The sequence below is a fragment of the Sphingomonas sp. ID0503 genome (genome assembly GCF_048565625.1).
In the GTDB taxonomy this organism is placed as follows: Bacteria; Pseudomonadota; Alphaproteobacteria; order Sphingomonadales; family Sphingomonadaceae; genus JBLZUR01.
Genome location: NZ_JBLZUR010000002.1, coordinates 510,052 through 534,870, shown reverse-complemented (window position 1 = coordinate 534,870; position 24,819 = coordinate 510,052). Strand labels below are relative to the sequence as shown.

23 protein-coding genes are annotated in these 24,819 nt (G+C 63.9%); 10 read left to right on the top strand and 13 right to left on the bottom strand.

Going from position 1 to position 24,819, the window contains the following annotated elements:
- Position 1: 1 nt before the first annotated feature.
- The 3 genes from ACM608_RS03610 to ACM608_RS03600 are packed head-to-tail and all read right to left on the bottom strand — an operon-like array spanning position 2 to position 8,761.
- The gene (locus ACM608_RS03610) at positions 2-4,954 is read right to left on the bottom strand and encodes an Eco57I restriction-modification methylase domain-containing protein (RefSeq protein ID WP_181443428.1); all 4,953 of its coding nucleotides are present in this window, start codon (positions 4,952-4,954) and stop codon (positions 2-4) included.
- Between the two features lie 4 nt (positions 4,955-4,958).
- Positions 4,959-7,907: a DEAD/DEAH box helicase gene (locus ACM608_RS03605; protein WP_419681887.1), complete on the bottom strand. Its 2,949-nt coding sequence runs from the start codon at positions 7,905-7,907 to the stop codon at positions 4,959-4,961.
- Complete coding sequence (locus ACM608_RS03600; protein WP_141459469.1) at positions 7,904-8,761, bottom strand: WYL domain-containing protein; 858 nt, start codon at positions 8,759-8,761, stop codon at positions 7,904-7,906. The genes ACM608_RS03605 and ACM608_RS03600 overlap by 4 nt, the downstream gene beginning before the upstream one ends.
- A 409-nt stretch (positions 8,762-9,170) precedes the next feature.
- On the opposite strand from ACM608_RS03600, the gene ACM608_RS03595 reads away from it, so the two are divergent.
- Positions 9,171-9,815, top strand: coding sequence for a S24 family peptidase (locus ACM608_RS03595; RefSeq protein ID WP_141459473.1), 645 nt, complete (start codon positions 9,171-9,173; stop codon positions 9,813-9,815).
- 10 nt (positions 9,816-9,825) lie between these two features.
- Positions 9,826-10,233: a thermonuclease family protein gene (locus tag ACM608_RS03590; RefSeq protein ID WP_141459475.1), complete on the top strand. Its 408-nt coding sequence runs from the start codon at positions 9,826-9,828 to the stop codon at positions 10,231-10,233.
- Positions 10,234-10,606: 373 nt separating this feature from the next.
- On the opposite strand, the gene ACM608_RS03585 is transcribed toward ACM608_RS03590, so the two are convergent.
- Positions 10,607-11,506: a crotonase/enoyl-CoA hydratase family protein gene (locus ACM608_RS03585; protein ID WP_141459477.1), complete on the bottom strand. Its 900-nt coding sequence runs from the start codon at positions 11,504-11,506 to the stop codon at positions 10,607-10,609.
- A 76-nt stretch (positions 11,507-11,582) separates the two neighbouring features.
- Here ACM608_RS03585 and ACM608_RS03580 point away from each other — a divergent pair, with 76 nt between their 5' ends.
- Positions 11,583-12,227: a TetR/AcrR family transcriptional regulator gene (locus tag ACM608_RS03580; RefSeq protein ID WP_141459479.1), complete on the top strand. Its 645-nt coding sequence runs from the start codon at positions 11,583-11,585 to the stop codon at positions 12,225-12,227.
- Between the two features lie 56 nt (positions 12,228-12,283).
- The gene (locus ACM608_RS03575) at positions 12,284-13,846 is read left to right on the top strand and encodes an AMP-binding protein (protein ID WP_419685082.1); all 1,563 of its coding nucleotides are present in this window, start codon (positions 12,284-12,286) and stop codon (positions 13,844-13,846) included.
- 235 nt (positions 13,847-14,081) lie between these two features.
- Here ACM608_RS03575 and ACM608_RS03570 read toward each other — a convergent pair whose 3' ends face one another.
- The 3 genes from ACM608_RS03570 to ACM608_RS03560 form a co-directional block, all read right to left on the bottom strand.
- A complete protein-coding gene (locus tag ACM608_RS03570) occupies positions 14,082-14,423 on the bottom strand; it encodes a Rap1a/Tai family immunity protein (protein WP_133497062.1) in 342 nt (113 codons plus the stop codon).
- A 221-nt stretch (positions 14,424-14,644) separates the two neighbouring features.
- Positions 14,645-15,544, bottom strand: a complete 900-nt coding sequence (locus ACM608_RS03565) for a DUF1259 domain-containing protein (protein WP_018251370.1) — start codon at positions 15,542-15,544, stop codon at positions 14,645-14,647.
- 16 nt (positions 15,545-15,560) lie between these two features.
- On the bottom strand, positions 15,561-15,683 hold the full coding sequence (locus ACM608_RS03560) for a hypothetical protein (protein WP_267903937.1): 123 nt from the start codon (positions 15,681-15,683) through the stop codon (positions 15,561-15,563).
- Between the two features lie 94 nt (positions 15,684-15,777).
- On the opposite strand from ACM608_RS03560, the gene ACM608_RS03555 reads away from it, so the two are divergent.
- Together ACM608_RS03555 and chrA are read left to right on the top strand one after the other, a co-directional pair.
- Positions 15,778-16,728 (top strand): chromate resistance protein ChrB domain-containing protein, encoded by a 951-nt coding sequence (locus tag ACM608_RS03555; RefSeq protein WP_018251372.1) that lies wholly within the window; start codon positions 15,778-15,780, stop codon positions 16,726-16,728.
- The gene (chrA, locus tag ACM608_RS03550) at positions 16,725-18,134 is read left to right on the top strand and encodes a chromate efflux transporter (RefSeq protein WP_018251373.1); all 1,410 of its coding nucleotides are present in this window, start codon (positions 16,725-16,727) and stop codon (positions 18,132-18,134) included. The genes ACM608_RS03555 and chrA overlap by 4 nt, the downstream gene beginning before the upstream one ends.
- Here chrA and ACM608_RS03545 read toward each other — a convergent pair.
- Genes ACM608_RS03545 through ACM608_RS03535 form a run of 3 tightly spaced genes read right to left on the bottom strand, consistent with a single transcriptional unit; the run spans position 18,131 to position 19,709 of the window.
- Entirely contained in the window at positions 18,131-18,481 is a 351-nt protein-coding gene (locus ACM608_RS03545; protein ID WP_018251374.1) for a DUF3147 family protein, read from the bottom strand. The two genes, chrA and ACM608_RS03545, sit on opposite strands and share 4 nt — an antisense overlap.
- Entirely contained in the window at positions 18,481-19,422 is a 942-nt protein-coding gene (gene dmeF, locus ACM608_RS03540) for a CDF family Co(II)/Ni(II) efflux transporter DmeF (RefSeq protein WP_018251375.1), read from the bottom strand. The genes ACM608_RS03545 and dmeF overlap by 1 nt, the downstream gene beginning before the upstream one ends.
- A gap of 11 nt (positions 19,423-19,433) precedes the next feature.
- Positions 19,434-19,709 (bottom strand): metal/formaldehyde-sensitive transcriptional repressor, encoded by a 276-nt coding sequence (locus tag ACM608_RS03535; protein WP_018251376.1) that lies wholly within the window; start codon positions 19,707-19,709, stop codon positions 19,434-19,436.
- Positions 19,710-19,859: 150 nt separating this feature from the next.
- Between ACM608_RS03535 and ACM608_RS03530 the strand changes: the two genes are divergently transcribed.
- Entirely contained in the window at positions 19,860-21,203 is a 1,344-nt protein-coding gene (locus tag ACM608_RS03530; protein WP_141459483.1) for a transposase, read from the top strand.
- 142 nt (positions 21,204-21,345) lie between these two features.
- On the opposite strand, the gene ACM608_RS03525 is transcribed toward ACM608_RS03530, so the two are convergent.
- The 3 genes from ACM608_RS03525 to ACM608_RS03515 all read right to left on the bottom strand — a co-directional run bounded on the left by ACM608_RS03525 (position 21,346) and on the right by ACM608_RS03515 (position 22,950).
- Complete coding sequence (locus ACM608_RS03525; protein WP_419685080.1) at positions 21,346-21,849, bottom strand: DsrE family protein; 504 nt, start codon at positions 21,847-21,849, stop codon at positions 21,346-21,348.
- Positions 21,850-21,919: 70 nt separating this feature from the next.
- On the bottom strand, positions 21,920-22,330 hold the full coding sequence (locus tag ACM608_RS03520; RefSeq protein WP_419681880.1) for an ArsR/SmtB family transcription factor: 411 nt from the start codon (positions 22,328-22,330) through the stop codon (positions 21,920-21,922).
- On the bottom strand, positions 22,327-22,950 hold the full coding sequence (locus tag ACM608_RS03515; protein ID WP_066706236.1) for a peroxiredoxin: 624 nt from the start codon (positions 22,948-22,950) through the stop codon (positions 22,327-22,329). Before ACM608_RS03515 ends, ACM608_RS03520 begins: the two co-directional genes overlap by 4 nt.
- A 96-nt stretch (positions 22,951-23,046) precedes the next feature.
- On the opposite strand from ACM608_RS03515, the gene ACM608_RS03510 reads away from it, so the two are divergent.
- The 3 genes from ACM608_RS03510 to ACM608_RS03500 are packed head-to-tail and all read left to right on the top strand — an operon-like array spanning position 23,047 to position 24,814.
- Entirely contained in the window at positions 23,047-23,952 is a 906-nt protein-coding gene (locus ACM608_RS03510; protein WP_371423995.1) for an MBL fold metallo-hydrolase, read from the top strand.
- Entirely contained in the window at positions 23,952-24,389 is a 438-nt protein-coding gene (locus ACM608_RS03505) for a YeeE/YedE family protein (RefSeq protein WP_174525784.1), read from the top strand. The genes ACM608_RS03510 and ACM608_RS03505 overlap by 1 nt, the downstream gene beginning before the upstream one ends.
- Entirely contained in the window at positions 24,389-24,814 is a 426-nt protein-coding gene (locus ACM608_RS03500) for a DUF6691 family protein (protein ID WP_066706242.1), read from the top strand. Before ACM608_RS03505 ends, ACM608_RS03500 begins: the two co-directional genes overlap by 1 nt.
- Positions 24,815-24,819: the final 5 nt, after the last annotated feature.

The window sequence follows — 24,819 nt, the reverse complement described above, 5'->3', positions numbered from 1 at the left end:
CTCAAGCGGCCTTGTCGGATTTCAGCCGCTCGAAATGGGCCCAAGCGCACCTGTAGTCCTCGATCCGGTCACATTGCGTGAAGGGTCCGACGAAGTGGCGGGTCACGGTGCGAGGGCCGCCGGGCATCGTGTCGTCGATGGCGGTGCAGGTCAGTTCCGACGGGTTCTCGGCGAGGATCTTCTCCCAGGCGGCGCGGCCGGGGCTTTTGCCGCGTTCGTCAAGCCAGCCGACGCCGGGCAGGCCACTGCTATTATTCGTCCAAACAATTCTCCCTGTTTGGTCGAACCATGTACCGCGCTCATACTGCTGCATGAGTGGGAAATAGATGCGGTAGAGTTCGATCAGCTGTTCAATTGTTAAGCCCAGCGCTTGAGCGACGAGCACGTCGATCTCTATCAATGCCAACCGACGAGCGAAGTCGGAGCGCAGACCAGCTCCTCGATCCCATTCCGAGGGGCCTTTAATTGGCCCTTCATTTTTGAGGCGGGGATCGTGGGAAGACCAAGGGAGCACATCAAGCGCAGCTGCATGGCGGTTCCAGAAATCAGCATAAGCGGATGTGAGACACCCGAGACGCAGAGCTCTGCTGTAAGCCGTTGAACCGGCTTCAATCCATGGCAGGGCTCCGACTTCGTCCTCATGAAGATTTTGCTTGCCAGTTGCCTTGATCACAAAATCAGAAATCAAGGACAGAGCGATGGGTTGAAACTTAACAAGATATGCTTCGTCGGCGAACGCCACGCTTTGCACGGAGTCGATGTGTGTAACTCCCGGAGGCAACAACGCTCCAATAAGTGTTCGCTCGCCGTTGAGCGCCAGCATTTTCCGGAATCCCATACGAAAGAAATCTGTGTGCGACCGCGTCTGGTCCCACCGAACTGCAGGAGCACGTCTAGTGTATTCGCCAATCGATAGCGCAGCACCAAAATTAGTCCTCGGAACATAGTCTTCATGCGCAGCAGGGAGATCGATAACGTCGTAGGCTTTGTTCGAGATGCATATCGCCCGTGGAGTTTTATACAGCGGGTTTCCCACATGGAATATGGGACCCTGTAGTATCATCTCCTCCACTCTTCGGAAGCTCGTTTCCTTTCGGATCGTACCATCCTTTTGACGTCCACTTTCATGCCAGCCTGATGACATATGCCACGTTGGCAACTCGATGGTTTGCTCGCCTTCCGATGTAGAAATTGCCCGTGATACTGTCGGGATTGCTGCCTCTAATTTCGGATGCCGAGAGAGATTCCGGAAGACTGCGAGCACCCTCTTTGAGAATGGCTGAATGAACCTAGCCTGATAGATTGGAACATCAGGTCTTTCCGAAAGCTCGTGTACCGCTGAAATTGACGCCTCGTCGAACTTAATGATGCGCTCTCTGTGGCCGCGCGTCTCCCATTTTCCTTCACTATTCTTGATTGTAGTTATTGGCCCTGCGCCGTCATGATCGTACGAGTCTTCAACTTGAGAGGGAAGGAATGCCTGAGTAAACTGCTCAAATTCAATTGCATTGTCTATTCCCCTGTAAACGTTCAGTGAAAACTCGGTTTCATTATGGACTTCCGTGAACATTTTCTGTTTGATTTCATTTCTGAAATGAAAATGACGTGACGCGCGTTTGTACCAATGCTCTCGGAAATGACCTGATTTAGGATCTCCCAGATGCCCGTCCTGATGGATTAGCGCCGCGCACCCCTCCGGCGCGACCAGCCGGAACGCCAGATCGATGAAACAGCGATAGAGGTTGTTCGACCCGCCTCCGGCGAAGGGGTTCATCACCTCGGACGAGGTCACCTCCATCGCCCCCCGGGTCGACACGAAGTCTTGCAGGAAGACTTCGGTCGCTGGAAGCAGCCGGCCCTCGCGCCGCACGGGCGGGGCCTTCGGCAGCGCCTCGGGCAAAACCTTCTTCGCGTCCGAGGCAGACAGCCCAGCGTAAAGCGGGTCAATATCGGCCAGCACCAACCCTTCGTTCCACGATGGCTTTGCCCAGGGTGGGTTCCCGACGATCACGTCGAACCCGCCACGCGCCTTCATCACGTCGGCGAAGATCAGGTCGAAATGTACGAAGCGCTCTCGCTCGGCGACCTCGACCGCCGTCTTCAGCCAGTCGAAATTATCGATCAGCGCCTCAACATTCGTTTCGCGGAACAACCCCTCCTGCCGCTTGGCTGCCGCCTTGAACAGGTCGCGCGCGGGCGCGTCGGGTTCCAGCCGGTCAAAGAAATCCGGCGCGGGTTCCGAGAACTCCTCGATGCTTGGTGCGGCGAGCGCACCGTCAGCGGTAAACCCACCTTCGAGGATCATCGCCATGCCCTGAAGGAACTCTGCCCGGCTGGGTAGTTGATCCACCTCGTCGAGTGGCCAGAGCCAGAGCGCGCACCAGGCGTCCATCGCCGTCTTCAGGCGCTTGTAGGGTAAGGTATTGGTGGCGCGGTCCTCACCGGTGATGCGCGCGTTCAGACGCGCCTTGTCATGGAAATCCATGCCCTTATTGCCGGGCATCACCTTATCGGGCCAGATCGTTATCTCGTCGTTGGCTGCGACACGAGAGCGGGCAAGATCGTCAGCCACCTGATCGAACAGTGCCTCGGCAACGCGACTGAGCTTCTGGAGCAACTTGATCTCATGCGGCTCGAGCTTCTTGAAAAAGCCATCCTTCCGCCACGCCTTGATTTGATCTTGGGCGTCCTTGGCAAAGGGGGCGATCGATTTGTCCTTATCGAAGTTTGCCATATCCTTGGCGGGCAGGAGCCACTGCCAGACATGCCCCTCGGGCAGGCGCTTGCGCCAGCCGATCTCTTCCGGCTTGCCGTTGAGCCAGAGGTCCGCCTGCGCCCTCGCGCTAAGCAGATCGGTCGAATAGGTGGCGCGGCGCGCACCGATCAGGGAGTTCCCGGCGTGAAGCTGATCGCCAAACCACGGCGAAAAATCGCTTGCGTGCAGACTATTGAGCCACAGGGAGATCGCGCCAAGCTCGACCGCGATTGGGTTGAGGTCTACCCCGAAGCAATTCCGGTCCGCGATATAAGCCCGGACACGCTGTTTCTCGATGACGACCTGATCTTGCGGAATGGTCCGGCCCGTCTCCTTCTGCTTCCGTTCGAGATAGAGATCGGCGAGCTGGTTCGTCGTCTCGACGAGGAAGGCGGCGGACCCCATCGCCGGTTCGAGGATCTTCAGGTCGAGAAGTTCGTCGGCTGTCAGGCAGCGGCACCGCTCCATGAGCGCGTGCTTGACCAGCAGGCGGGCGAGCGGCTCCGGGGTGTAATAGGAGGCGGATTTCTCGCGGTCGCGGCCCGCGAGCCGGTAGATAAAGGTCCCCTTGGGGTAGACTAGCGCCTCAGCCCCCTTGAAGACGATCTCCTCGGCGGCGAACTCGCCGATCCGGCTCCTTGGAACGAACCAGCTTGGCGCAAGCGGGTCCACCTTGTCCCGGCGGAACACGTCATCCTCCGGTTCACTATCGGCCTCCCCTGTGACATCCTCTTCCTCTGCGTCCTCATCGACCTCGGCCGCTTCGCCGGTACCATCGTCATCTGCCTCCGCCGATCGACCCTTCCGCGGCTTCAGTTCGATCAGGTCCGTCTTGGCGACGACCCCGGTGAAGGAGATCAGGGTCTCGTAGACCGCGCCCAGCTGGCCTATCCCCAGCTTCGCGTAGGAAATCCGACCGGTACTCTTCCCAGTTGACCGGAGCGACAAGAGGCGGATCACCTTCTGGATCGCCTCGTTCCGGAGCCGGAGCCCGTTGAGAAGCGGCGTACTCTCCGGATCGAGCAGGGATACCTTGACCGCTGGGAGGCGCAGTCCGGTCGCCTTCCCCTCGTCGACCAGGTCCAGCCCGTCGTGGAGGAGGTTGAGGGTTCGCTGGAGGCTGTCCCAGAGGAATGTTCCCTCGCGGTCAGCGGTTGTCCGAAGCGGAACGGATTCGAGCTCGCGAAGCGCTTCCAGGGAATATCCAGTCGCGTAGATCGGATTCCGAAGGTCCAGTAGGTTCAGCCGGGGATTCGCCTCCGCGTAGAACAGAAACAGGAGGCGATACATGTAGCGCAAGCACTCGCGCGAGAGCTCTGGCCCATCGATCCAAACTCCACGGCGACCAGGTTCCGGGAAGGTAGACGGGTATTTGCCCCCGGTGACTTCGAGCACCTCCTGGCCGAGCAGCTCGATCGCGTCCCGAACGGTCCGCTTCAGTGAGGTGGTGACCGCGTTGGCGTTCCGCTGCGCCTCCTCTTCGAGCCGGTCTGATATTGGCACCCCCTGCTCTGGAACGCGCGCCTCGCGCGCGATGAGGCAGGCCATGACGGTGAGCGTATCGCGCTCCGCCCGGGTGAATATCTCTTGGAGGTCGAAACGGAGCACCGACCGGGCCGGCCATTTCCGCTTGTCGACGAGCACGATCTGGGACAAGCCGAGGACAAGGAGATGACGAGGCCCGTCAGGGAGCTCGAACACACCCTCCGCGATCGTTTCCTCGATCGATCGGTCGAGCAGCGCCGCCTCTCGAAGCTCCTCCGGGAACTGCTCCGGCGTGAACTTGACCCCGAGTGGATCGGCCGCCTCATCGTCGGCATCGGTAATCGGCGCCTCGATTATCCAGAGGGCGTCACGACCGGACGCGTCCGCGACCCGGCCGACGAGAGGGATCACCGGGCTTCCGTTGAGGGCTGTAAGCGCCGTTTCCCGCCTCCAGGTGTAACCGAGAGCGGCAAGGAGCGCGTGATGAGCGTCCCGGACCGATTCCGACTGCCGTGTCTGGTCGGAGGCGTTCCGGACCTGCCGCAGCGCCTCGATGGTCGGGGTGGCGACGCGGGAAAGCCGCTCCACCGGATGAGCCCCCTTGTCGAGGCCGCCCCAGCGCGACGTGATGTCCTGCAATTCCTCCTTCAGCACGTCCGAAAGGGTCCCGGACGGGAAGAATTCAGCCTCGTTCTCGATCCCGATCAGATCCATCCCGTCACCCCACCAACACGGCTTTGACGTCGACATGCGGGTTCGGATCGGCCACCATGCGGCGGGTCCGTTCAAACCATTCCGTCCAGTCCTGGAACAGCCGTTCGATCTTCTGCTCTTTCACCCGGCGCAGGGTCAGGCGCCGCTTCTCAGCGGAACTCAGCGTCTCTTCATCCGCCAGCACATCCCCGAGATCGAGCGCGAGCTGCGCCTTGAACCGGGTTTCCAGCGCCGCGAGCCGGTCAAGGACGTTGTCCAGGTCCCGCTGAATGTCCGCTTCCCGCGCCCGGCGCAGATCGACGAGATGGGTCTGGAACCGGTCTACAGCGGCGGGGATCACTCCCCGCGCCCGGTCCAGGTCATCGATTGGCCGGCTCGGGGTGTTGTCCGCGAACCGGGTCCGGCTCAGGAAGTCCGGGACCTCCTCGATTCGGAGCATCCCGTCCGGGGTCCGGACCACCACCGCCCACCGGTCCACTACCGGCGCCCCGTTCGCGTTCGGGACCGCCCCGTGCAGGATCACCGCCACCTCGCCGGGCTCGAGCCGCCCGTGCAGGTACGCAACGGGGGCGGTGTGCTCCGGAAAGAAGGTGCTGGCCCGGTCCGCGAACCATTCAAGGATCGGGTGCCCGTCCCACAGGTACTGCACGGTCGGCCAAGACCGTTCCTGCATTTTCGCCTGGTCGATAGCCTGATTGATGACCTGCGCCTCGTCTGTCAGTTCGATCCGGTCCCCGGGCCCGACCGCCTCTTCTGGCATGTACCGCCCGTCGACCGCCCCTTCACTCGCGTATCCGAAGCCATCGCGGGCACGCATATCCTCCGGGATCGTCATCCGGATCATCCGCTCTTCCTGAACGACGGACGGCGCGACAGCGAAGACGCACTCCTCGGGGCGAGAGAGGCGCTCGATCATGGCCGTGGCGTAGGTGAACGTGTCTTTGAACAGGCGAGGAGGAGCCAGGTCTGCAGCCACCTCCGCCTTCCGCGGGGCGGGGATCGCATAGTCACCGAAAAGGGCGGCGAACTCATCGTCCAGAGACAAATGGCTCGTGGCCTCCGCGGCCCGCGCGTCCATTTGCGCCTCGAATGCGTCGGCGCCGATCCCTGCGGCAACTGCCTCGGCGACCACGGTCTCCTCTCCCTCAGTGTCCCCGGCTCCTAGGAAAACGGCCGGATCCCCGACCCCCTCCTGAGCCGCCACGTCCTTCGCAACCAGCTTCTCGAGCACCCACATCTGCCGGACCTTCGGATGGGTGCTCTCCCCGACGAAATAGGTGATCTGGGGTGGCCGGTCCTGTCCGTACCGGTCGATGCGTCCGTTCCGCTGCTGAAATCGCAGGAGAGACCAAGGCAAGTCGAAGTGGATTAGCCGGTGGCACTGAAAGTGCAGATTGAGGCCCTCCGATGCCATGTCGGAGGCGATCAGGATCCGGACCGAGGACCGCGCCTGCCCGAATGCCTCAATCACCTGCTGGGTCCGGACGTCCGCCTCGACGCTGCCCCCGTCGACCCGGGCCACCTGCTCGCCCGATAGGCCCAGATCCAGTCGCAGGCGCTCGGAGAGCCAGGAGACGGTGGCAATCCGTTCGGAGAAGATCACAAGCCTGTCTCGTGGGTCTCGTCCGGTCCAGCGCAGGTCGCGCAGCAGCTGCAGGAGATCCTGATACTTACTGAACGCGACCGTATCGATCGCATCTACTTGGCTTGCCAGAGCCAGTAGCCGGTCCCGGTCCTCCGGAGTGCCGCGGGCGGTCCCATTCTCGATCCCTCGGATGCGCCGCTCAAGGGTTTCACGGCAGGCAGCCGGGCTCGAGAAGATCGCCTTGGCGAGCGTGGTCCGGAACAAGTCGATCGCACGTCCCCGAGACGACTCCTCGTCCAAATCGAGATGCAGGTCTGCAACGGATTGATAAGCGAGCTCCTCCTGGGGGCTGAGCGGGAAAGAGCGCCGGAACAGCTCCCGCTTCGGAACCTCCCGGCCGATATCCGCGACCACCTCGGGGGAGGTCCGAAACCGGCGCACCACCAGGTCCTCAATGTCGCTCCGGTGCAGGCGGGACGGGTCGGGAACTCGGGTCGGGTCCAGCATCTCGATCAGGCTGGCGAAGCTCTCCTGGGACCCGTCGTGCGGGGTAGCGGTCAGCAGAAGGAGCGAGTCGGTCCGGCGCGACAGAAGCCGGGCCAGATCGGCTCGTTGGGAGTTTGTCCCCGTCGTATTTTTGCGGACCGCAGCGTTGTGGGCCTCATCAATGATGATCAAGTCCCAGTAGGAGTGCCGGATCGCGTCCCGGATCTGGGCATCCCGCTTCAGTGTGTCGATCGAGACAATCGACCGGTCGAACTGGTCGAAAACGTTGTAATGGGCCGGGATCCTGTTTCGCATCCGCCGGATCGCTGCGCTGTCGAGCCGCGCAAGCGGGATCGAGAAGCGGGTCCAGAATTCCTTTTGGAACTGGGTCAGCATTGCCCGGGTGGTGACCACGAGTATCCGGTTCGCCCGGCCACGCAGAGCCAATTCGGAAGCGATAAGCCCGGCCTCCAGCGTCTTCCCGAGGCCAACATCATCTGCGATCAGAAGCCGAACGCGATCCTGCGCAAGTGCCCGTTCAACCGGGAGGTGTTGGAACGTCAGGTCATCGATCGCCGCTTGGCCAAGTGTGATGGCGCGTCGGGTAGTAGTCGGCGTGTGGCGGAATGCCGCCTCGAGATGCAGCTTGGTGTCGCTGAGACCCGGGGACGTGTCGGAGACGAGGTGGACCCCGGTCGGATCCAATACGCGTGCATCTTTCTCAAGGTTCCAAACGAACCGGGCCTCTTTGTCGCGAACCAAACCGGAGAGGCCGCGGCAATGTACTTCGCTGTACCCAAGCTTTAGCGTTGAGGCGCCGAGCACCTTCCAGGTCGCTGAGCGCAACTCAATTACGGCCCCGGGCTGAGGCGTGGAATTCATAGCATGCCCCCCGTGATTTCGGCCCGATTAAGTAGAATTATCTGCTGATCCTGCGGACGCCGTGCGGATGGGTCGGTATCGAGCCCGAGCCGCCTGAGAGCGTAATAGAGGAGCGCGCGCTTGACCGGGATCGCGGCCTTGCCGCCTTCCATCCCATAATCGAGCTCGATCGCCTTGCGCTGCCCGGCGCTCAATTGGGGATGCGGCGCAATGATCAGATCGACATCGTCCTGCCAATCCTGATCTCGCGAAGCGAGCGCTTCCGACGCTTTGCTTGAGCGCGTTTCAGCAATGCGGGAAAGTACGAAATCCTTGAATGCGCCGCTCCGATCGCAGTGGGCGCGAGCGTGCCATCGAAAACCGTCGAACACCAAAGCGTGCGGAGCGATCCAGCGCCAGGATGGCTCAGGCGAGGACATCGATTGGTAGAGTACCTCGATCAACTCTTTGCGCTTGATGGCGGTTACGATGGCTCTGAGGATTGGCGCGGAAACGCCGCGCGCCGGCGTGGGAGCGCAAGCGAAGCCCGGAACGCTGCCAATCCATGCGTCGTCGGGCGTGATGACGCCATCGGCGATCGATCGGATCTGCGTGAGATATCTCTCCGCGTCGGGCTTATGGAAGATCGGCTTGAACGATGAGCTTCGGACATAGGTCCGTGCGCTCTTGTCGTAGACCATATTGGTCTCGGCCAGACCCAGATATCTGTTGAGATCGGCAGACGCCTGATTGATCGAAACGCCGAACGTCTCGACGATGTCGCTCCGGTTTACGTGGCCTTCCCAGAACAACCGGAATTCGATGAATTCCAGCCTGTTCTCGACCCCGCGCCGTAAACCTGATTCGCCGTCCATGCCCCGAAGCCCCCACAAAAGCTGGACTGACCAGTTTCTGTATGGGCACACCTATTGGACGGATAGGATTTTGGCAACGCCAATCTACGGCGTCGGACGATCAAGGCGATCCGATCTGGCCGATGCAACGCCTTCTGTAGACGCAAGAAAATTAAGGATGCGTTGCGCCGTCTTTCGCCTGGGGCGACGACCCTTGCGGAGATCTTGCACAAACCGTGGATCTCCGACGACCTGTCTTCCGAACATGCTGGCTCTTGTGCCGCTGCGCGCCAGATATCTTTCGATCTGCTCGAGAAGCTCCATCGCCTTCGACTCGCTTTCCGCTTGTGTTCCCGTTATGTTCCTACTAGGAAGGTTTCCTAGAGTCTAGGATCGAATTTCCTAGACAGATGCGATAGGACCAGCGGCGATGGAAGACGCACGTAGAACCCTGGACGAACTGATCCAGCAACGAGGCTGCAACTACTCCTCGATTTCCCGCCTTCTCGGGCGCAATGCCGCCTATATCCAGCAGTACATCCGGCGCGGCAGCCCCAGGCAGCTGGACGAGCAGGATCGCGCGGTCCTCGCTCGGTTCTTCGGGGTGGATGAAAAGGTCCTTGGCGCTCCCGAGCGGCGATCCGGTCCGGTCGTCGAACTGGTCCATGTCCCGGTTCTCGCTGTCGAGGCCTCTGCCGGACACGGCGCGCTGGCCGAGATGGAAGCCAAATGTGCCCAGTTCGGGTTCGATGAAAAGTGGCTGCGTCGGCTGACCGCCAGCAAGGCGGCGAGCCTTTCGATCATAGCCGTGCACGGGGATTCGATGGAGCCGACGCTGCACGATGGCGACGAGGTCATGGTCGACCTCGGAGACGGCCAATCCCGCCTGCGCGATGGAATCTATGTCTTGCGCATGGATGACATGCTCAGCGTTAAGCGGGTCGCCATCGAACCGCAGGGCAAGCGGGTGTCGGTGCTCAGCGACAATCCTGCCTATCCAAGCTGGCGCGGCATCGAGAAGCGCACGATCAACATCGTCGGCCGCGTTCTTTGGTTCGGCCGCGCGCTGCGCTAGGCACTTGCCAATGTTTGCACTTCTCGCCGCTTCGATCGTTGCCGCCGGGCAAAGCTTCACCTGTACGCCGACGCATGTCTGGGATGGCGATGGCCCTGTCTGGTGCGCCGAAGGCCCGCATATCCGCATCGCCGGGATCGCCGCGCGCGAAATGGACGGCACCTGCCGGACCAACCAGCCCTGCCCCAATGCCTCGGCGATCGAAGCGCGCGACGCGCTCGTCGATATTCTCGGTGGCCCTCGCGGGACGATTTCGACGGGGCATATCGTGGTGCGAGGACCAAGGCTGACCTGCCGGTCCGAAGGTTCGGCAGGAGGCAACAGGACAGCGGCCTGGTGCCGTTTGCCAAGCGGAGCCGATCTCTCCTGCTCCATGATCCACACGCGCACGGTGCTCCGCTGGGACCGCTACTTGTAGGCGCTTGCAATCGTAGCGGCGTCTGCTCGCAAACAGCCGGTTTTTCTGCTCACGCTCTCTGCCACTGGCGGGTAGCATCCTGCTCAAATTAGCTGCCAGCGTGCTCGCCATCATCCGGGGCTGCTCGCAATCGGACATGGCTGCTCACATTATCCGCTCCGGGCGGATGTCAAAGGCGGGTTCATTTCACGGGCCGGATCGTCCCATTTCTCCGTCTCCAACTGGCCATTTCGGGAATGAGCAATCGGGAACATATTTTGGGAAAACGGCTATTTCCCTGCCGTCCGGCGCGCCTTGCGACCGTCAGCCGTCTCCCTGAACCTTCCCAATCGGGAACGCTGTTCAAGGGAGTCACCTATCGCGCCCACGGAGATTATTTGGGCGCACTGTCGATCTCACGGATCAGGCGACGAGCCTCGTCCCCTTCAGGAATGGAGCGGCCACTGTCACGCCACTCGATCGCCGACTTGAAGCCGTGAGCTTGTGCGTGTCGACGGAACCATAGACCCTCGGGATTGTGACGGGTTATTCCATCGAAGACGGTCGCCATCATCTGTGACTGTTCCAGCCCCATGTTGAGCATGACCTGATTGACCACCAGCTTGTGCATGGCGAGGTGGCTCGCAGGCACGCCCGCGATCCTGGTCGCGAGTTTCAATGCCGCATCGTCCAGTTCCCCGGCGGGCACGGCGAGGTTTGCCAATCCCCAGTCCGCGGCCTGCCGCCCCGAAATCAGGTCGCCGGTGAACATCATCTGCTTGGCGCGCGCAGGGCCGAGGCGGTAGGTCCACATGGCTGTCGTCGGACAGCCCCACACGCGGGTAGGCATGTAGCCGATGCGGGCATCCTCGGCCATGATGAGGAGGTCGCAGCATAGCGCGATGTCACTGCCGCCAGCGGCAGCGGCTCCATGCACCTTGGCGATCGTCGGCTTGCTTGAGCGCCAGAGCGCCATGAAGTTTGCGGTATTCCGCTTCATGTGCGCGTAATCGACCATCGGGTCCCAAGGATCGCGCTCCTGCTGGCAGGGATGATCGTCCTCACTCTCGGCATAGCCGACCAGATCGTAGCCGCCGCAGAACCCCTTCCCCGCGCCCTCGACGATAATCGCGTGAACGGTGTCGTCCGCTTCCGCCCATTCGACCGCGGCGCGTATCTCGCCGGGCATATCGTCGTTGATCGCATTCAGCCGTTCGGGACGATTGAGCAACAGCCGCGCGACCCGCCGATTGGACGGATCGTGATCCACGCGCAGCGTCGAGAACTCGGGCATCGCATCTCTCCTTGGTCAGACCTGACTATCAGCGTTCATCATTGACAGTCAACGCTGACTATCAGATTGTCCGGCCATGGAGAGCAAATCCGCCGTCCAGGGGCCGGTGCGTCGGTCCACGCGCCGCGAACAGCGCGAGGCGACGCGCGATCACATCCTTCTCTCCGCAGTCGCTGTGCTGATAGAGTGCGGTGTCGCCGGCACGACGACGCTGGAGGTGCAGAAGCGATCAGGGGTCGGGCGCGGTACGCTCCTGCATCATTTTCCGACCCATGCCGAGCTGCTCTCGGCGACCGTGGCCGAACTGGTCCGTCGCAACGAGGTCACAGTGCTGCGCGAGCATCGCTCCGCCGCACCGGGCGTCGATCCCCTAGCACACGCGATTGTGTCGCTGGCTTCTGCGGCTGAAAGCCCGTCCTACCTCGCCGAACTGGAACTATGGGCCGTAGCCCGGGCAGACCGCCAGCTTCATGCCGCGCTGCGCGGACCCGAGCGCGCTGCCCGCGCCGAGCGCGACCGCGTCGTCGCTGCCCTGTTCGCACCGATTGCCCACCTGCCCGGCTGCGCGACGGTCATCGCCCTGACCCTCGAACTGGTTCGCGGCATAGCCGTATCGGGGGTCCTTCGGTCAGACACAGACCATCGTCACCGGTTGCTGCGGCATTGGATCGACGCAGCGCGGCTGCTCTTGCATCAACCACCCTCGGAACCCGCTCCATGACCTCGGGACTGACTTCATCCTATCGTGCCGCCGATACCTCCCGACCCGTGTGGGAGATGACTGCGGGCGACGCCTTGCGACGAGCGGCGGAGCTGGCAAGGGATCGTGCCGCACTGGTGGAAGCCGCGCCGAAGGGGCTTGCATCCGTGTCCGGCGCGGCCACGACCGATCGCCGGTGGACCTATGTCGAGTTGCTGGTTGATGCGGAGGCGTGCGCCCGCTGGCTGCTCGCACGGTTCGCTCCTGGCGATCATATCTGCCTGTGGGCGCCGAACGTGCCCGAGTGGGTGATCGTCCAATATGGCGCGGCGCTGGCAGGGCTGGTCCTCGTCACCGCCAATCCGTCGCTCCGTGCCGAGGAACTTCGGCATGTCCTCGACCGATCGAAGGCGAAGGCGCTGATCCACGTCGAGGCGTTCCGCGGGTCGGACATGACGGCTATCGCCCGCATCGCGGCGCCATCGCTCGATCACATCCTGATCGGTGAAGTCGCCGCCGCCATCCCCCGGCATCGCCACGGTTCCCCGCTGCCGGCCGTGTCGCCGCTCGCTCCGGCGCAGATGCAGTTCACGTCCGGCACTACCGGCAGGCCCAAGGGGGCGCTGCTCACGCACCGCGCGCTCGTGACCAACGCATCGCTCGTCGCAACCCGCATCGGACAAGGGGGTGATACGGTGGTGACGCCGATGCCGCTCTTTCATACGGCGGGATCGGTGCTGGGCGTGCTTGGTGCGGTCACCAGCCTGTCGACATTGGTCCTGCCGGTCCTGTTCGATCCGGTGCTGATGCTGGACACGATCCAGCGCGAACGCGGAACAGTGACCAGCGGCGTTCCGACCATGCTGGCCGCCATGATGGCGGAGCTTGATCGCGCCGATTATGACCTCTCCAGCCTCCGCATCCTGTTTTCCGGTGGGGCTCCCGTCGCGCCCGAGTTGCTGGCCCGGGTCGAACAGCGGTTCGGTTGCCGAATGATGTCGGTTTACGGTCAGACCGAACTTAGCCCTATCATCTGTGCAACAGACTACAACGACACGCAGGCCGATCGCGCCGGCACCGCAGGCCGACCGCTGCCGCAGGTCGAGGTCAGGATCGTCCAGCCCGGAACGCACGATCCGCTGCCGCTCGGTGATCAAGGCGAGATACAGGCCCGCGGATATCAGACTATGATCGGCTACTACGGTCAACCGGACGAGACCGACCTCACCCTTCTCGCCGATGGCTGGCTTCGTACCGGCGATCTGGGCCTGATGGATGATCGGGGATACGTCCAGGTCACGGGGCGCCTAAGCGACATGATTATCCGCGGAGGCGAGAATATCTATCCGGCGGAGATCGAAGCCGTCCTGCTGAGGCATCCGGCGATCGCCGAGGTGGCGGTGTTCGGCATTCCACACCCGACATGGGGGGAGACAGTCGCAGCATCCGTCAGATTGCGTGAAGGCTTGGCGACCGTCGATCATCAGCAACTCAAGGACCATTGCCGATCTCTGCTGTCCCCCCAGAAGACGCCTTCCAGTTGGTTTGTCGCCAGCGAGTTTCCGCTAACGGCATCTGGTAAGATTCAGAAGTTCGCACTTAGTCAGCAGGCGGCAGAAGGCAGTCTCCATTCACTTTAGGAAAACGCAAGGGTTCTCGAAACCTGTCTATCTAGGATTCGAGAATACCGCCAATTTCCCGCTACACCATCCCATGCGAGACGGGATCGCTATGCTTTGGGGTGTCATTCCGCCCCCAACCGGACCCGGCTACCAGCGGCACATTTTTCAACAGCCCCGACCGATTGTTGAACAGGCTGAGCCGAGTGTCTTGCCACGATCAAGGCGAAGTAGCTGAGAGCTTTAGGGGAGCCTGTTAGCGGTTCACTTGCCCCGGACACGGCCAAGCCGAACTCAAGGCCTGTTCGGCCCCCGCGACCATGTGGACACTCTGAAAATAGCTGTCCCGTTCCGCCCAGCGCAGATAGGCCGCACGCAAGGCCGCACGATCATCGCGCGGCGCGCCGCACTCGGCCTTTCGCGCGACGATCATCATGTCCAGCACGCCTTGGAGATATGCTCCACACCTCTGCTCCGCGGCGCGGCAGCTCGCGAGAAGCGCGGCACCTTGCATGTCCGACTGTTTGGTTTGCGCCAGCGCCGGAGCATGAGGAGCGACCGCCCCCATCAGCGCCAAGATCATGGTTGCACGTTTCACCGTTTTCGTCCTTTCCGAACCCGGCTGGGCCGGGTGAAGGGGCGCGTCCGAGCTTAAGGTGCTGACACGCCTCAATCGCATTTTCATTCCTCGCTACCGAGCACCTGGCCTTCGGGCGTCACGAACAGCTCGACTGTCTTGCCAGCTCTGTTCCAGTTGCCCATCGGGCCGTGGTCGGGGTCGGGCGGCGATGACGGCCCGAAAAGCCGATCGCCTGATCGTCAGCTTCGTTGCAGGTTCATTTTGTCAAGGGCAGCGCGCAGGCCGCGGGCGAGCTTGGCTGCATCCTGGTTCGCCCAAAAGTGCATGAAGAACAGGCGCGGCTCGTCGTTCAGCATGTGATTGTGCAGTGCCGTAACTTCGATCCCGCTGGCGCGCAGCGCGCGCATGACCGGATCGACCTCGCTCGCTACCAGCACGAAATCGCCGGTGATCGCGGCCTTGCCGCCCCCGGTCGGCTGGAAGTTGATCGCGGTCGCGGTTCCCATCGTGGGCGGCGTGACCATACCGGCATCCATCAACCTTTCCGCGCGCGGGAAGCTGTATTGGAGGACGCCGCCATTCGGCTTGCCCTTGGCCCCCATCACGCCGTCAAGTGCGGCCGTGTTGAGATCGACGGGCGGCGAGCTGCCGGCCCCGGCTGAGGGCGGTTGCGAGTCCCTGGACGGCGCGGCGAGCGGGGTGCGGCTTTCCGCCAGCGCGGCGCGCAACGCGGTCGCGAGCTTCACCGGGTCGCCATGCCCGGCGATGTGCAGGTACATGGTGGCGGGCGCGGAGCGCAGCAGGTGATTGTGGAGCGCGGTGATCGTGAAGCCGCCGGCCAAGAGGCGGCTTATCACCGGGTTCACCTCCTCGTGCGTCAGCACCAGGTCGCCCATCACCATAGTGTCGTCACCCATCGGCTGGAACGCCGCCCAGGAGCCGAGCGCCAGTGCTGGCTTGATCGCCACGCCGTCGAGAGTGACGTGCAGGTCGGAGCGCGGGAAGCCGTAGCGATGGACACCGCCCGCCTGTTCGGTGCCCGGTCGGCCGAGCGCAGCATCGACCTTGTTCCAGTCGGGCGCGGCCCAGGCCGGGGCGGCGAGCGCGGCGAGAACGCCGGCCAGAAGGGGTTTCATCATCCAATCTCTCCTATCATCAGCGCCGGCACGGATAGGCTTCGCGCAACGCGACGGTCTCCCCGCGCTGCGCGTGCGCCGCGGTAGGAGCGATCCCGCCCGAGACGAGCAGCGCCAGCATGGTCCCGGTCAGACGTGACATCGCCCTCTCCTCGCGCGTTCGCCAACCCAAGCATGTCTATGGTTGCATGAACGATGATGCAACCGTTACACTCCAAAATCCGGATGATACAGTTATGACGAACGCCGAACCCAGCCCTTGGTTGCTGTTGATCCCGCAGCTTCCCGCCAAGCCCGCCTATTTGCGGGTGAAGGTGTGGCGGCGTTTGCAGGCGATCGGGGCCGCGCCGCTCAAGAACGCGGTCCACGCGCTCCCCAACCGCGCCGACACTCGCGCGCTGTTCGAGGATTTGCACCGCGAGATTGCCGACAATGGCGGCGAGGCGCTGATCCTAGAGGCGCGGCTGGTAGGTGGCATCGGTGACCCCGAGCTTCGCGGAACTTTCGACGCGGCGCGCGATGCCGATTACGAGGAGCTGGCGCGCGAGGCGCGGACCTTGGCGGAAGGCGAGTATGTTCCCCCCGGCGAGGTTCGCCGGTTGCGCCGCCGGCTGGACGAGATCGCCGCGATCGACTTCTTCGGCGCGCACGGGCGGCAAACGGCCGAGGCGGCGCTTGCCCCGGCGGAAGCCCGGGCGGGCCAGCACCCCGACGTGACCGGGCCGGGCGCGCCCGAGCTGGCCCAGGCCGAGCTTCGCGGGCGCACCTGGGTCACGCGCGTCCACATCCACGTCGACCGCATCGCGTCAGCGTGGTTGATCCGGCGCTTCATCGACCCGGACGCGACCTTCAAGTTCGTGGAGGGCAAGGGTTACGCCCCCGAGCCCGGCGAGCTGCGCTTCGACATGGCGGACGCCGAGTTCACGCACGAAGGCGACCGCTGCACCTTCGAGACGCTGGTGTTCCGCCGAGGGCTCGACGGCGACCCGGCGCTCGTCGCGCTGTCGGAGATCATCCACGACCTCGACATCGCCGACGACAAGTTCGGCCGGCCGGAGACGGCCGGCGTCAGCGCGCTGATCGAGGGGATATGCGCCGCCACGCCCGACGACCCCGACCGGCTCGCGCGAGGCGCGGGCGCGCTCGACGGCTTCTACGCCCACTTCACCAGGCGACGAGGAGAATGACGATGGAGGCGACCGCGACCGCGCCGATCGCAGGCCCGAGCCCGCGGGATCACGGCATCCCCTTCGGCGAAGCGCTGCGGGTCTGGGCCAAGGTTGCCGCCTTAAGCTTCGGCGGCCCGGCCGGCCAGATCGCGATGATGCACCGCGTGCTGGTCGAGGAGCGGCGATGGATCGGCGAGGAGCGGTTCCTTCACGCGCTCAACTATTGCATGTTGCTGCCCGGCCCCGAGGCGCAGCAGCTCGCCATCTACATCGGCTGGCTGCTCCACAAGACCAAGGGCGGGCTTGTCGCTGGCGCGCTGTTCGTGCTCCCCGGCCTGGTCGCGATCATGGCGCTGAGCTGGGTCTATGCGCTGTTCGGCAACGTCCCCTTTGTTGAGGCGCTGTTCTTCGGCTTGAAGGCCGCCGTGCTCGCGATCGTGCTTCAGGCCGTCGTGCGCATCGGCTCGCGCGCGCTGAAGAACAACGTCATGCGCGGGATCGCGGCGGCATCGTTCGTGGCGATCTTCTTCCTTGGCGTTCCTTTCCCGATCATCATTCTTGCGGCCGCCATCGCCGGCTTCCTTGGCGGGCGCGCACGCCACCCCGCCTTCATGGGCGGGGGCAGCCACGGTGCATCGGGCGGCAAGATCGTCCGCGATGCCGAAACCGCGCTTGGCGAGCACGTCCCCGACCACGCCCGCCCCAGCCTCGCATGGTCGCTCCGGATCAGCGGTGCGCTCCTCGCGCTGTGGCTCGCGCCGATTGCGGCGCTGCTCGCGTCAGTCGGACCGGGCAATGTGTTCACGCAGATCGCGCTGTTCTTCTCCAAGATGGCGGTGGTGACGTTCGGGGGCGCTTACGCCGTGCTCGCCTATGTCGCTCAGCAGGCCGTCGAAAACTACGGCTGGCTTCGTCCCGGCGAGATGCTGGACGGACTTGGCATGGCGGAGACGACGCCGGGGCCGCTGATCATCGTGACGCAGTTCGTCGGCTTCATGGGCGCGTTCCGGCAAGCGACCGGCTTGCCCCCGCTGCTCGCCGCCACCTTGGGGGGCTTGCTCACGACCTGGGTGACGTTCGTGCCTTGCTTCCTCTGGATCTTCCTGGGCGCGCCGTTCATCGAGAAGCTGCGCGGTAACAAGGCGCTGTCGGCCGCGCTCGCCGCCATCACCGCAGCCGTGGTCGGCGTGGTGCTCAATCTGGCGGTGTGGTTCGCGCTCCACACCCTGTTTCACCAAGTCCGCGCCCTGCCGATCGCCGGCAGGACGCTGGACGTGCCGGTGTTGTCCACCCTCGACCCGGCCGCGCTAGCGTTGACCGTCGCGGCCCTGGTCGCGATGTTCCGGTTCAAGTCGGGCGTGATCCCGACCTTAGGCGCGTGCGCTGCGGCGGGCGTCGCGCTTCGCTTGTCCGGGCTCGCTTAGAGCTGGAGCCCGAAGCGCGGCCCCACCCACGTCATCGCGAGGTAGAGCGCAACCGTGAGGAGACACCCCGAGGCGAGCGCCAGCCAGAACGGCGCGCCGCGGTTGAGCATCGCCGCAATGAGTAGGAACATCGGCAAGGACGGCAGCACGTACCAGAAGGTCGCGCCGGCATGGGCCGCCATGCGCGCCCGATCGTGCGTGTCGCGCCAGAGCCAGATCATGCCCAGCACCGAGACGAGCGGGAGCGAGGCGATCAGCGCGCCGAAACCGGGGCTGCGCTTGGCGATCTCCGACACGGCGACGATGATGACGGCCGATATGCCGGCCTTGAGAAGCAGGTAGAGCATCAGCGCACCTCGACCGTGAGGTGCGCCAGCTCGTGAACCGGCGCGAGCCGCTGGCGGACCAGCTCGCCATTCCGAACGCCGGCGACGCTGACGATCGCCGCGTGCGCTTCCGGTCCGACCTTCCAGACGTGCAGGTCGGTCACTCGGGCGTCGCCGGGAGCTTCGACCAGCTCGCGCACCTCGTCGGCGACATGCGCGTCGGTGCGATCGAGCAGGACGGCGGCCGTGTCGCGCATCAGGCTCCATGACCAGCGGGCGATGACGACCGCGCCGACGATCCCCATGACCGGGTCCATCCAGACCCAGCCGAGATACCGGCCGGCGAGCAGCGCCGCGATGGCGAGGACCGAGGTGAGCGCGTCGGCGAGGACATGAACATAGGCAGAGCGGAGGTTGTTGTCGCCGCCGTGAGAGCCGTGGGCGTGCGCATGATCGTGCCCGTGGTGATGATCGTGCCCGGGCCCGTGCCCGTGATGGTGGTGACCGCTCGAGAGCAGAAAGGCGCTGGCGATGTTCACACCTAGGCCGACGACGGCAATGATCGTGGCCTCCCCGAATGCGACCGTGATGGGCTGAAACAGGCGCAGCACCGATTCCACCCCGATCCCGAGCGCGATCAGGCCGAGCACCATGGCCGAGGCGAAACCGGCGAGGTCGCCAACCTTGCCGGTGCCGAAGCTATAGGCCGGGTTGCGCGCGTGACGCTTGGCATACGCATAAGCCGCCGCAGCGACCGAGAGCGCGCCGGCGTGCGTCGCCATGTGGAACCCGTCCGCGAGCAGCGCCATCGAGCCGGTCAGGTATCCGGCGATGATTTCGCCGACCATCATCACGGCTGTGAGTGCGACCACCCACAGGGTTCGGCGGGCGTTCTCGTCGTGCGAGCTGCCCAGGAAAACGTGATCGTGGGCAAAGCGGTCGATTTCGGAAGCGGTAGGCATCGAGCACAATCCTACTTGGCGTAACGGCGGATCACCGCCAGCAGCTCGTCGGCTCCGTGGGCGCGCTCCTCGTCCGTCAGCCCCGACCGAGCAACGTGCGCTTCCAGGTGTTCGGCGATAATTTCGTCCATCAGCCCGTTCACCGCGCCGCGGACGGCCGCGACCAAGTGCAGAACCGTCGCGCAGGAGTCGCCTGACGTGAGGCCGCGTTCGACGGCCCCGACTTGGCCGGCGATACGACGCACGCGTGCGATCAGGTCGGCGTTGGAACCGGAGAGATGAGCCATATACCCCCCTCCCCTATGCCGGGCAGATCGCAAGAACAACCCGGCGCATTACCGCTGTTCAGAAAACGGCCCGAGACTGTTGAAAAACGGCTGCTTGCGCGGGGTTCGGAGGCGTGATTCACCCCTGAGAGGGGTCGGAGGATCACGAAGATGATGGGTCGGCAGGTGGCACAAGGCGCACTGTTTTACGGCTTCCGGCTGGATGAGCATGTGCCCGCCGACCACCTGCTCCGACGTATCGACGGGCTGCTCGACTTCGGCTTCGTGCGCGAGGCGCTGGCGTCGAGCTACAGCGCGAGCGGGCGACCGTCGATCGACCCGGAGTTAATGCTCAGGATGCTGCTGGTTGGCTACCTGTTCGGCATCCGCTCGGAACGCCGCCTGTGCGAGGAGGTGCACCTCAACCTCGCCTATCGTTGGTTCTGCCGGCTCGATCTGGCCGACCGGGTGCCCGACCATTCCACCTTCTCCAAGAACCGGCACGGCCGCTTCCGCACCTGCGACCTGCATCGTCTGCTGTTCGAGCAGGTAGTCGCGCGGTGCGCCGCGGCCGGGCTGGTAACGGGGCGCGACTTGGCGGTGGACGGCAGCACGATCATGGCCGACGCCAGCCGTGAGAAGAAGCTGAAGGGGGCCGATGCTGCGGACGAGCTTCGTGCCAGGGAAAGCATATCGCGACCCGTCGCCGAATATCTGGCGGCGCTCGATGCCGCCTTGCCGCCGGACCCCGACGAACCGGCGCCCGTCGATTCGACCAGCATCTCGCCGACCGATCCGCAGGCGGCGCTCACCTGCAAGCACGGACCGGCGCGCTACGCATACGCCATCAACCCCCTGCTTGACCTCGACACCGACTGCATCCTCGACGTGGAGGCCACGCCCGCCCGCTTCGCAGCCGAGGTGGCGGCGACCCGGACTCTGGTGTCGCGCGCCGGCACCAGGCTGGGCATCGAACCCGCCAGTCTCTCGGCCGACAAGGCGTATGGTAGCGGTCCGCTGCTTGGCTGGTTGATCGACCGGAACATCACGCCATACATCTCGGTCATCGACCGGACCCGCCAGCGGGACGCCTTCTTCACCCGGGATGCCTTCCGCTACGACCGGGAAGCGGATGCCTACCGCTGTCCGGCGGACAAGCTGCTCGGCTATTGCGGCACCAGACGCGCCAGCCAGGTTCGCGTATACCGAAGCCATGTCGCCGATTGTGCTGGCTGCGAACTGAAGCCCCGATGCACCGTCAGCCGTAAACGCAGCGTCACCCGCCTCGTCAGCGAGGATGCCCGCGATACCGTCCGCGCCCTTGCTGGCACCGACGCCTATGTGCACGCGCGGCGTCGAAGACAGCGGATTGAGCGCGTGTTCGGCCACCTGAAACGCAACCTGGGGCTGCGAACGCTCAAGCTGCGAGGCCTGTCAGGAGCCGCCGAGGAGTTCACCATGGCCGCCGCGGCATACAACCTTCAGCTGCTCGCCCGGCAGGCCGCGCCGGCCTGACACGCGGCGTATCCTACCGTGCCGGCGTCACCAGCCATCCGCCACGCCGATTTCGCGCAGGCCTTTTTCAACGGCCTCGGACGGTTGTGACACTGGCCGAGTTACGGACTGGAATGATAAAACAGGAAGTAGTTCGGTACGATCAGTCAGGGATCAGCGCCCAACCACGTATCTGCAACGTCGCCATTGTGGTGAGAGCCGAGACGTCGACTTCGACAGCCTTATCGACCGTAACCGGAGCGATCCCATTCCCGACTAAAGCCTGGCTGCACACCCGAACGGACACGCCTGCTCGTTTCAGCGCCGCTATCAGGGCAAGATTGGGATTCTTCGCAGCACCGGTTTTTGTCGCATATTCCCCATCTTCGGAAATAATCGGCGTCGCCGGGCCGTGGACGATCACGACCACATCTCCCTGTGCCGGCCGCACGCCGTCCGCCCCGAGCAGGTTCAGGAAGCGTGCGACCTTCTCCAGCGAGGGATTGACCTTGTCGGGAGATGACGCCGCCTTCGTCACACTGAACAGCACACGATATCGCAGCGAGTGGTCCGGCCGCTCAACCGCGCCTTCTACCGGCGTGATCCTGCCATAGCCGGCAATCACGGGTTGTTGCGCGGTGACGCCTGCTGACCCGGCACTGCTCATGACGGCCAAGCATCCTGCAACTGCGATAGCGGGAAGCCGCATCTGGTTTGTCCTTTCGAAACCGGAATGATTATCCGACCCTCGCAAATACGGCTGCGCCTATATTTTGCGGCCGCGTGGCAGCCGACGCCCCGCGCGCTCGCGACGGTCGGGAAGCGGGCGCTGCCTCATGCACGGCTAGATCGTCGGCGCCGAACATCGCTTCCAGCGTGCGCACGCACAGTGCAGCGGCCTCATCGGCAAGACGGTAGTAGACCTGCTTGGCTTCACGTCTCGTCTTCACCAGCTCGGCGCGGCGCAGCTCGGCAAGCTGCTGGCTGAGGGCCGGTTGGGTCACGCCGGTAGCAGCCTCTATGTCCGCAACCTGACGCTCACCGCCGAGCAGATAGGACAGGATCATGAGACGCTGGGGCTGAGCGAACACCCGCAGCTTCTCAACCGCCGTGTCCGCGATCGCGCGGGATTGATGGATCGCCGTCATCGATCGGCCTTCAACTGATGAAACCAGTCTGCACCGGCGTTGCCCGGCAGGGCAGGCGGCAGCAGAACATCGTCACCCGGCTGCCAATCGGCCGGCATGTAGGCTTGCCCATCGGCCGATCGCTGCAGCGCCCTCACCGTGCGGAGCATCTCGTCGACCGATCGCCCGACGTTCATGGGATACCAGTTGAGCGCACGGATAATGCCCTCGGGATCGATGAAGTAGGTCGCACGCACGGCTGAAGCATCGCCGGCCTGTTCGTCGAGCATGCCATAGGCGTAACCCACGGCCATCGACGGATCTTCCACGACCGGAAACGGCACCTCTACGCCGAAGACATCCTTGATCGCACGCAACCAGGCGACATGCGAATACAGGCTGTCGACCGACAGCCCGAGCAAGGCGCAGTCCAGCTCCTCGAATTGCGGTGCGGCCTTGGTCAGGGCTACAAACTCGCTGGTGCAGACCGGCGTAAAATCAGCCGGGTGCGAGAAGAACACGACCCAGCGACCACGATACTGATCGAGCGTCATTTCGCCCTGCGTCGTGCGGGCGGTAAAATTCGGGGCAACGTCCCCGATACGCAACGAGCGCGGTGCGTCTGCATCCATCGTTTCCATGTTTTTCAGATGGCACGGGGCGCCCGTTGACGCAAGTGGGTTACACGACTACATAAACCGTGAAATCGATAAACGGAGGCAATTGTGGAATCGGCGTTGAGCGAGGCAGTTGCGCAGATTGAACGTGCGAAGGCGGCAGGAGCGCCGGTCGTTCATTCCTTCTTTGATGAGCCGACCAACACCGCGACCTACGTCGTCTGGGACCCTGCCACGCGGAAGGCCGCGGTCGTCGACAGTGTGCTGGATTTTGACGCTGCGGCCGGTCGCACCAAGACGGCGTCGGCGGATGTGGTAATCGCTTATGTGCGGGAGCACGGCCTTTCGGTCGACTGGCTGCTTGAGACCCATGCTCATGCCGATCACCTGTCTGCGGCGCCCTATCTGCAGAAGGCGCTGGGTGGTCAGCTCGCGATCGGCCGCGAGATCATTCGCGTACAGAACGTCTTCGGCAAGATTTTCAACGCCGGCACCGACTTCGAACGCGACGGCTCCGAGTTCGACCGCCTGTTCGACGATGGCGATCGTTTCGCGATCGGCGACATCGAGGCCATCGCGCTGCATGTGCCGGGGCACACCCCCGCCGACATGGCCTATGTCATCGGCGACGCGGTCTTCACCGGCGATACCCTTTTCATGCCGGATTACGGCACAGCACGCGCGGACTTCCCCGGTGGTGATGCGCGCCAGCTATTCCGCTCGATCCGCCGACTGATGCAGTTGCCTGACGAGACGCGGCTGTTCCTGTGTCACGACTACAAGGCTGCGGGTCGCGACCAGTATGTCTGGGAGACGACCGTGGGCGCGCAGCGCGTCGGCAACGTCCATGTCCACGAAGGCGTGGACGAAGACGACTTCGTCGCGATGCGCACCCGTCGCGATGCCACCCTGTCGATGCCCAAGCTCATCCTGCCCTCAGTTCAGGTGAATATGCGCGGCGGCCATCTGCCGGAGCCGGAAGCCAACGGCACCCGCTACCTCAAGATCCCACTGGATGCGCTGTGATGCCCGGATTTCCCCATGCCATGCCGCTCGCCGGCTTTATCGGTGGGCTGATGATCGGTGTCGCTGCGGCGATCATGTTACTGGGCAACGGCCGCATCGCCGGGGTCAGTGGCATGTTCGCCCGTGTCCTCGGCCTTTCCCAAGGAGGCGCGCCCTGGATGATGGCACTCCTGTTTACAGTGGGGCTGCCCCTGGGTGCAGCCCTTGTTGCGGCCAATCGGGATGTGGAAGCCCGCTTCCCGACGTCGCTCGGGCTGATCGCCGTCGCCGGGCTGATCGTCGGGATTGGTACGCGGCTCGGCGCAGGGTGCACCAGCGGTCACGGCGTCTGCGGCCTGTCGCGCCTGTCGCCGCGGTCTATCGTCGCGACGGGTACGTTCATGGCGACCGGTATCGCCACCGTGACCCTCATGCGCCTGGCGGGAGTGGTAGCGTGATGCGGCAAGGCATCCTTTCGCTTGTCAGCGGCACGCTGTTCGGCGCTGGCCTCGCCGTTTCCGGCATGATCGATCCTGCCCGGGTACGTGCGTTTCTCGACGTCACCGGAGCCTGGGATCCGACCCTCGCCTTCGTCATGGCGGGAGCGATCCTGCCGATGGCGATAGCCTGGCTCGTCGTGCGTGGGCGCTCCACGCCGATCGTCGCGGAGCAGTTCTATACGCCCGCCACGTCGCCGATCGACGCGCGCCTCATCGCTGGCGCCGCCTTGTTCGGCATAGGCTGGGGCCTTGTCGGCTTGTGCCCAGGCCCCGCCATCGCCGCACTCGCGATCCAGCCTGCCCCCGCGCTGCTCTTCATCGCTGCGATGGCGCTCGGCGCAGCCATCCACCGCTTCGCACTCATCCCACGCCGTTCGGCATGACCGGA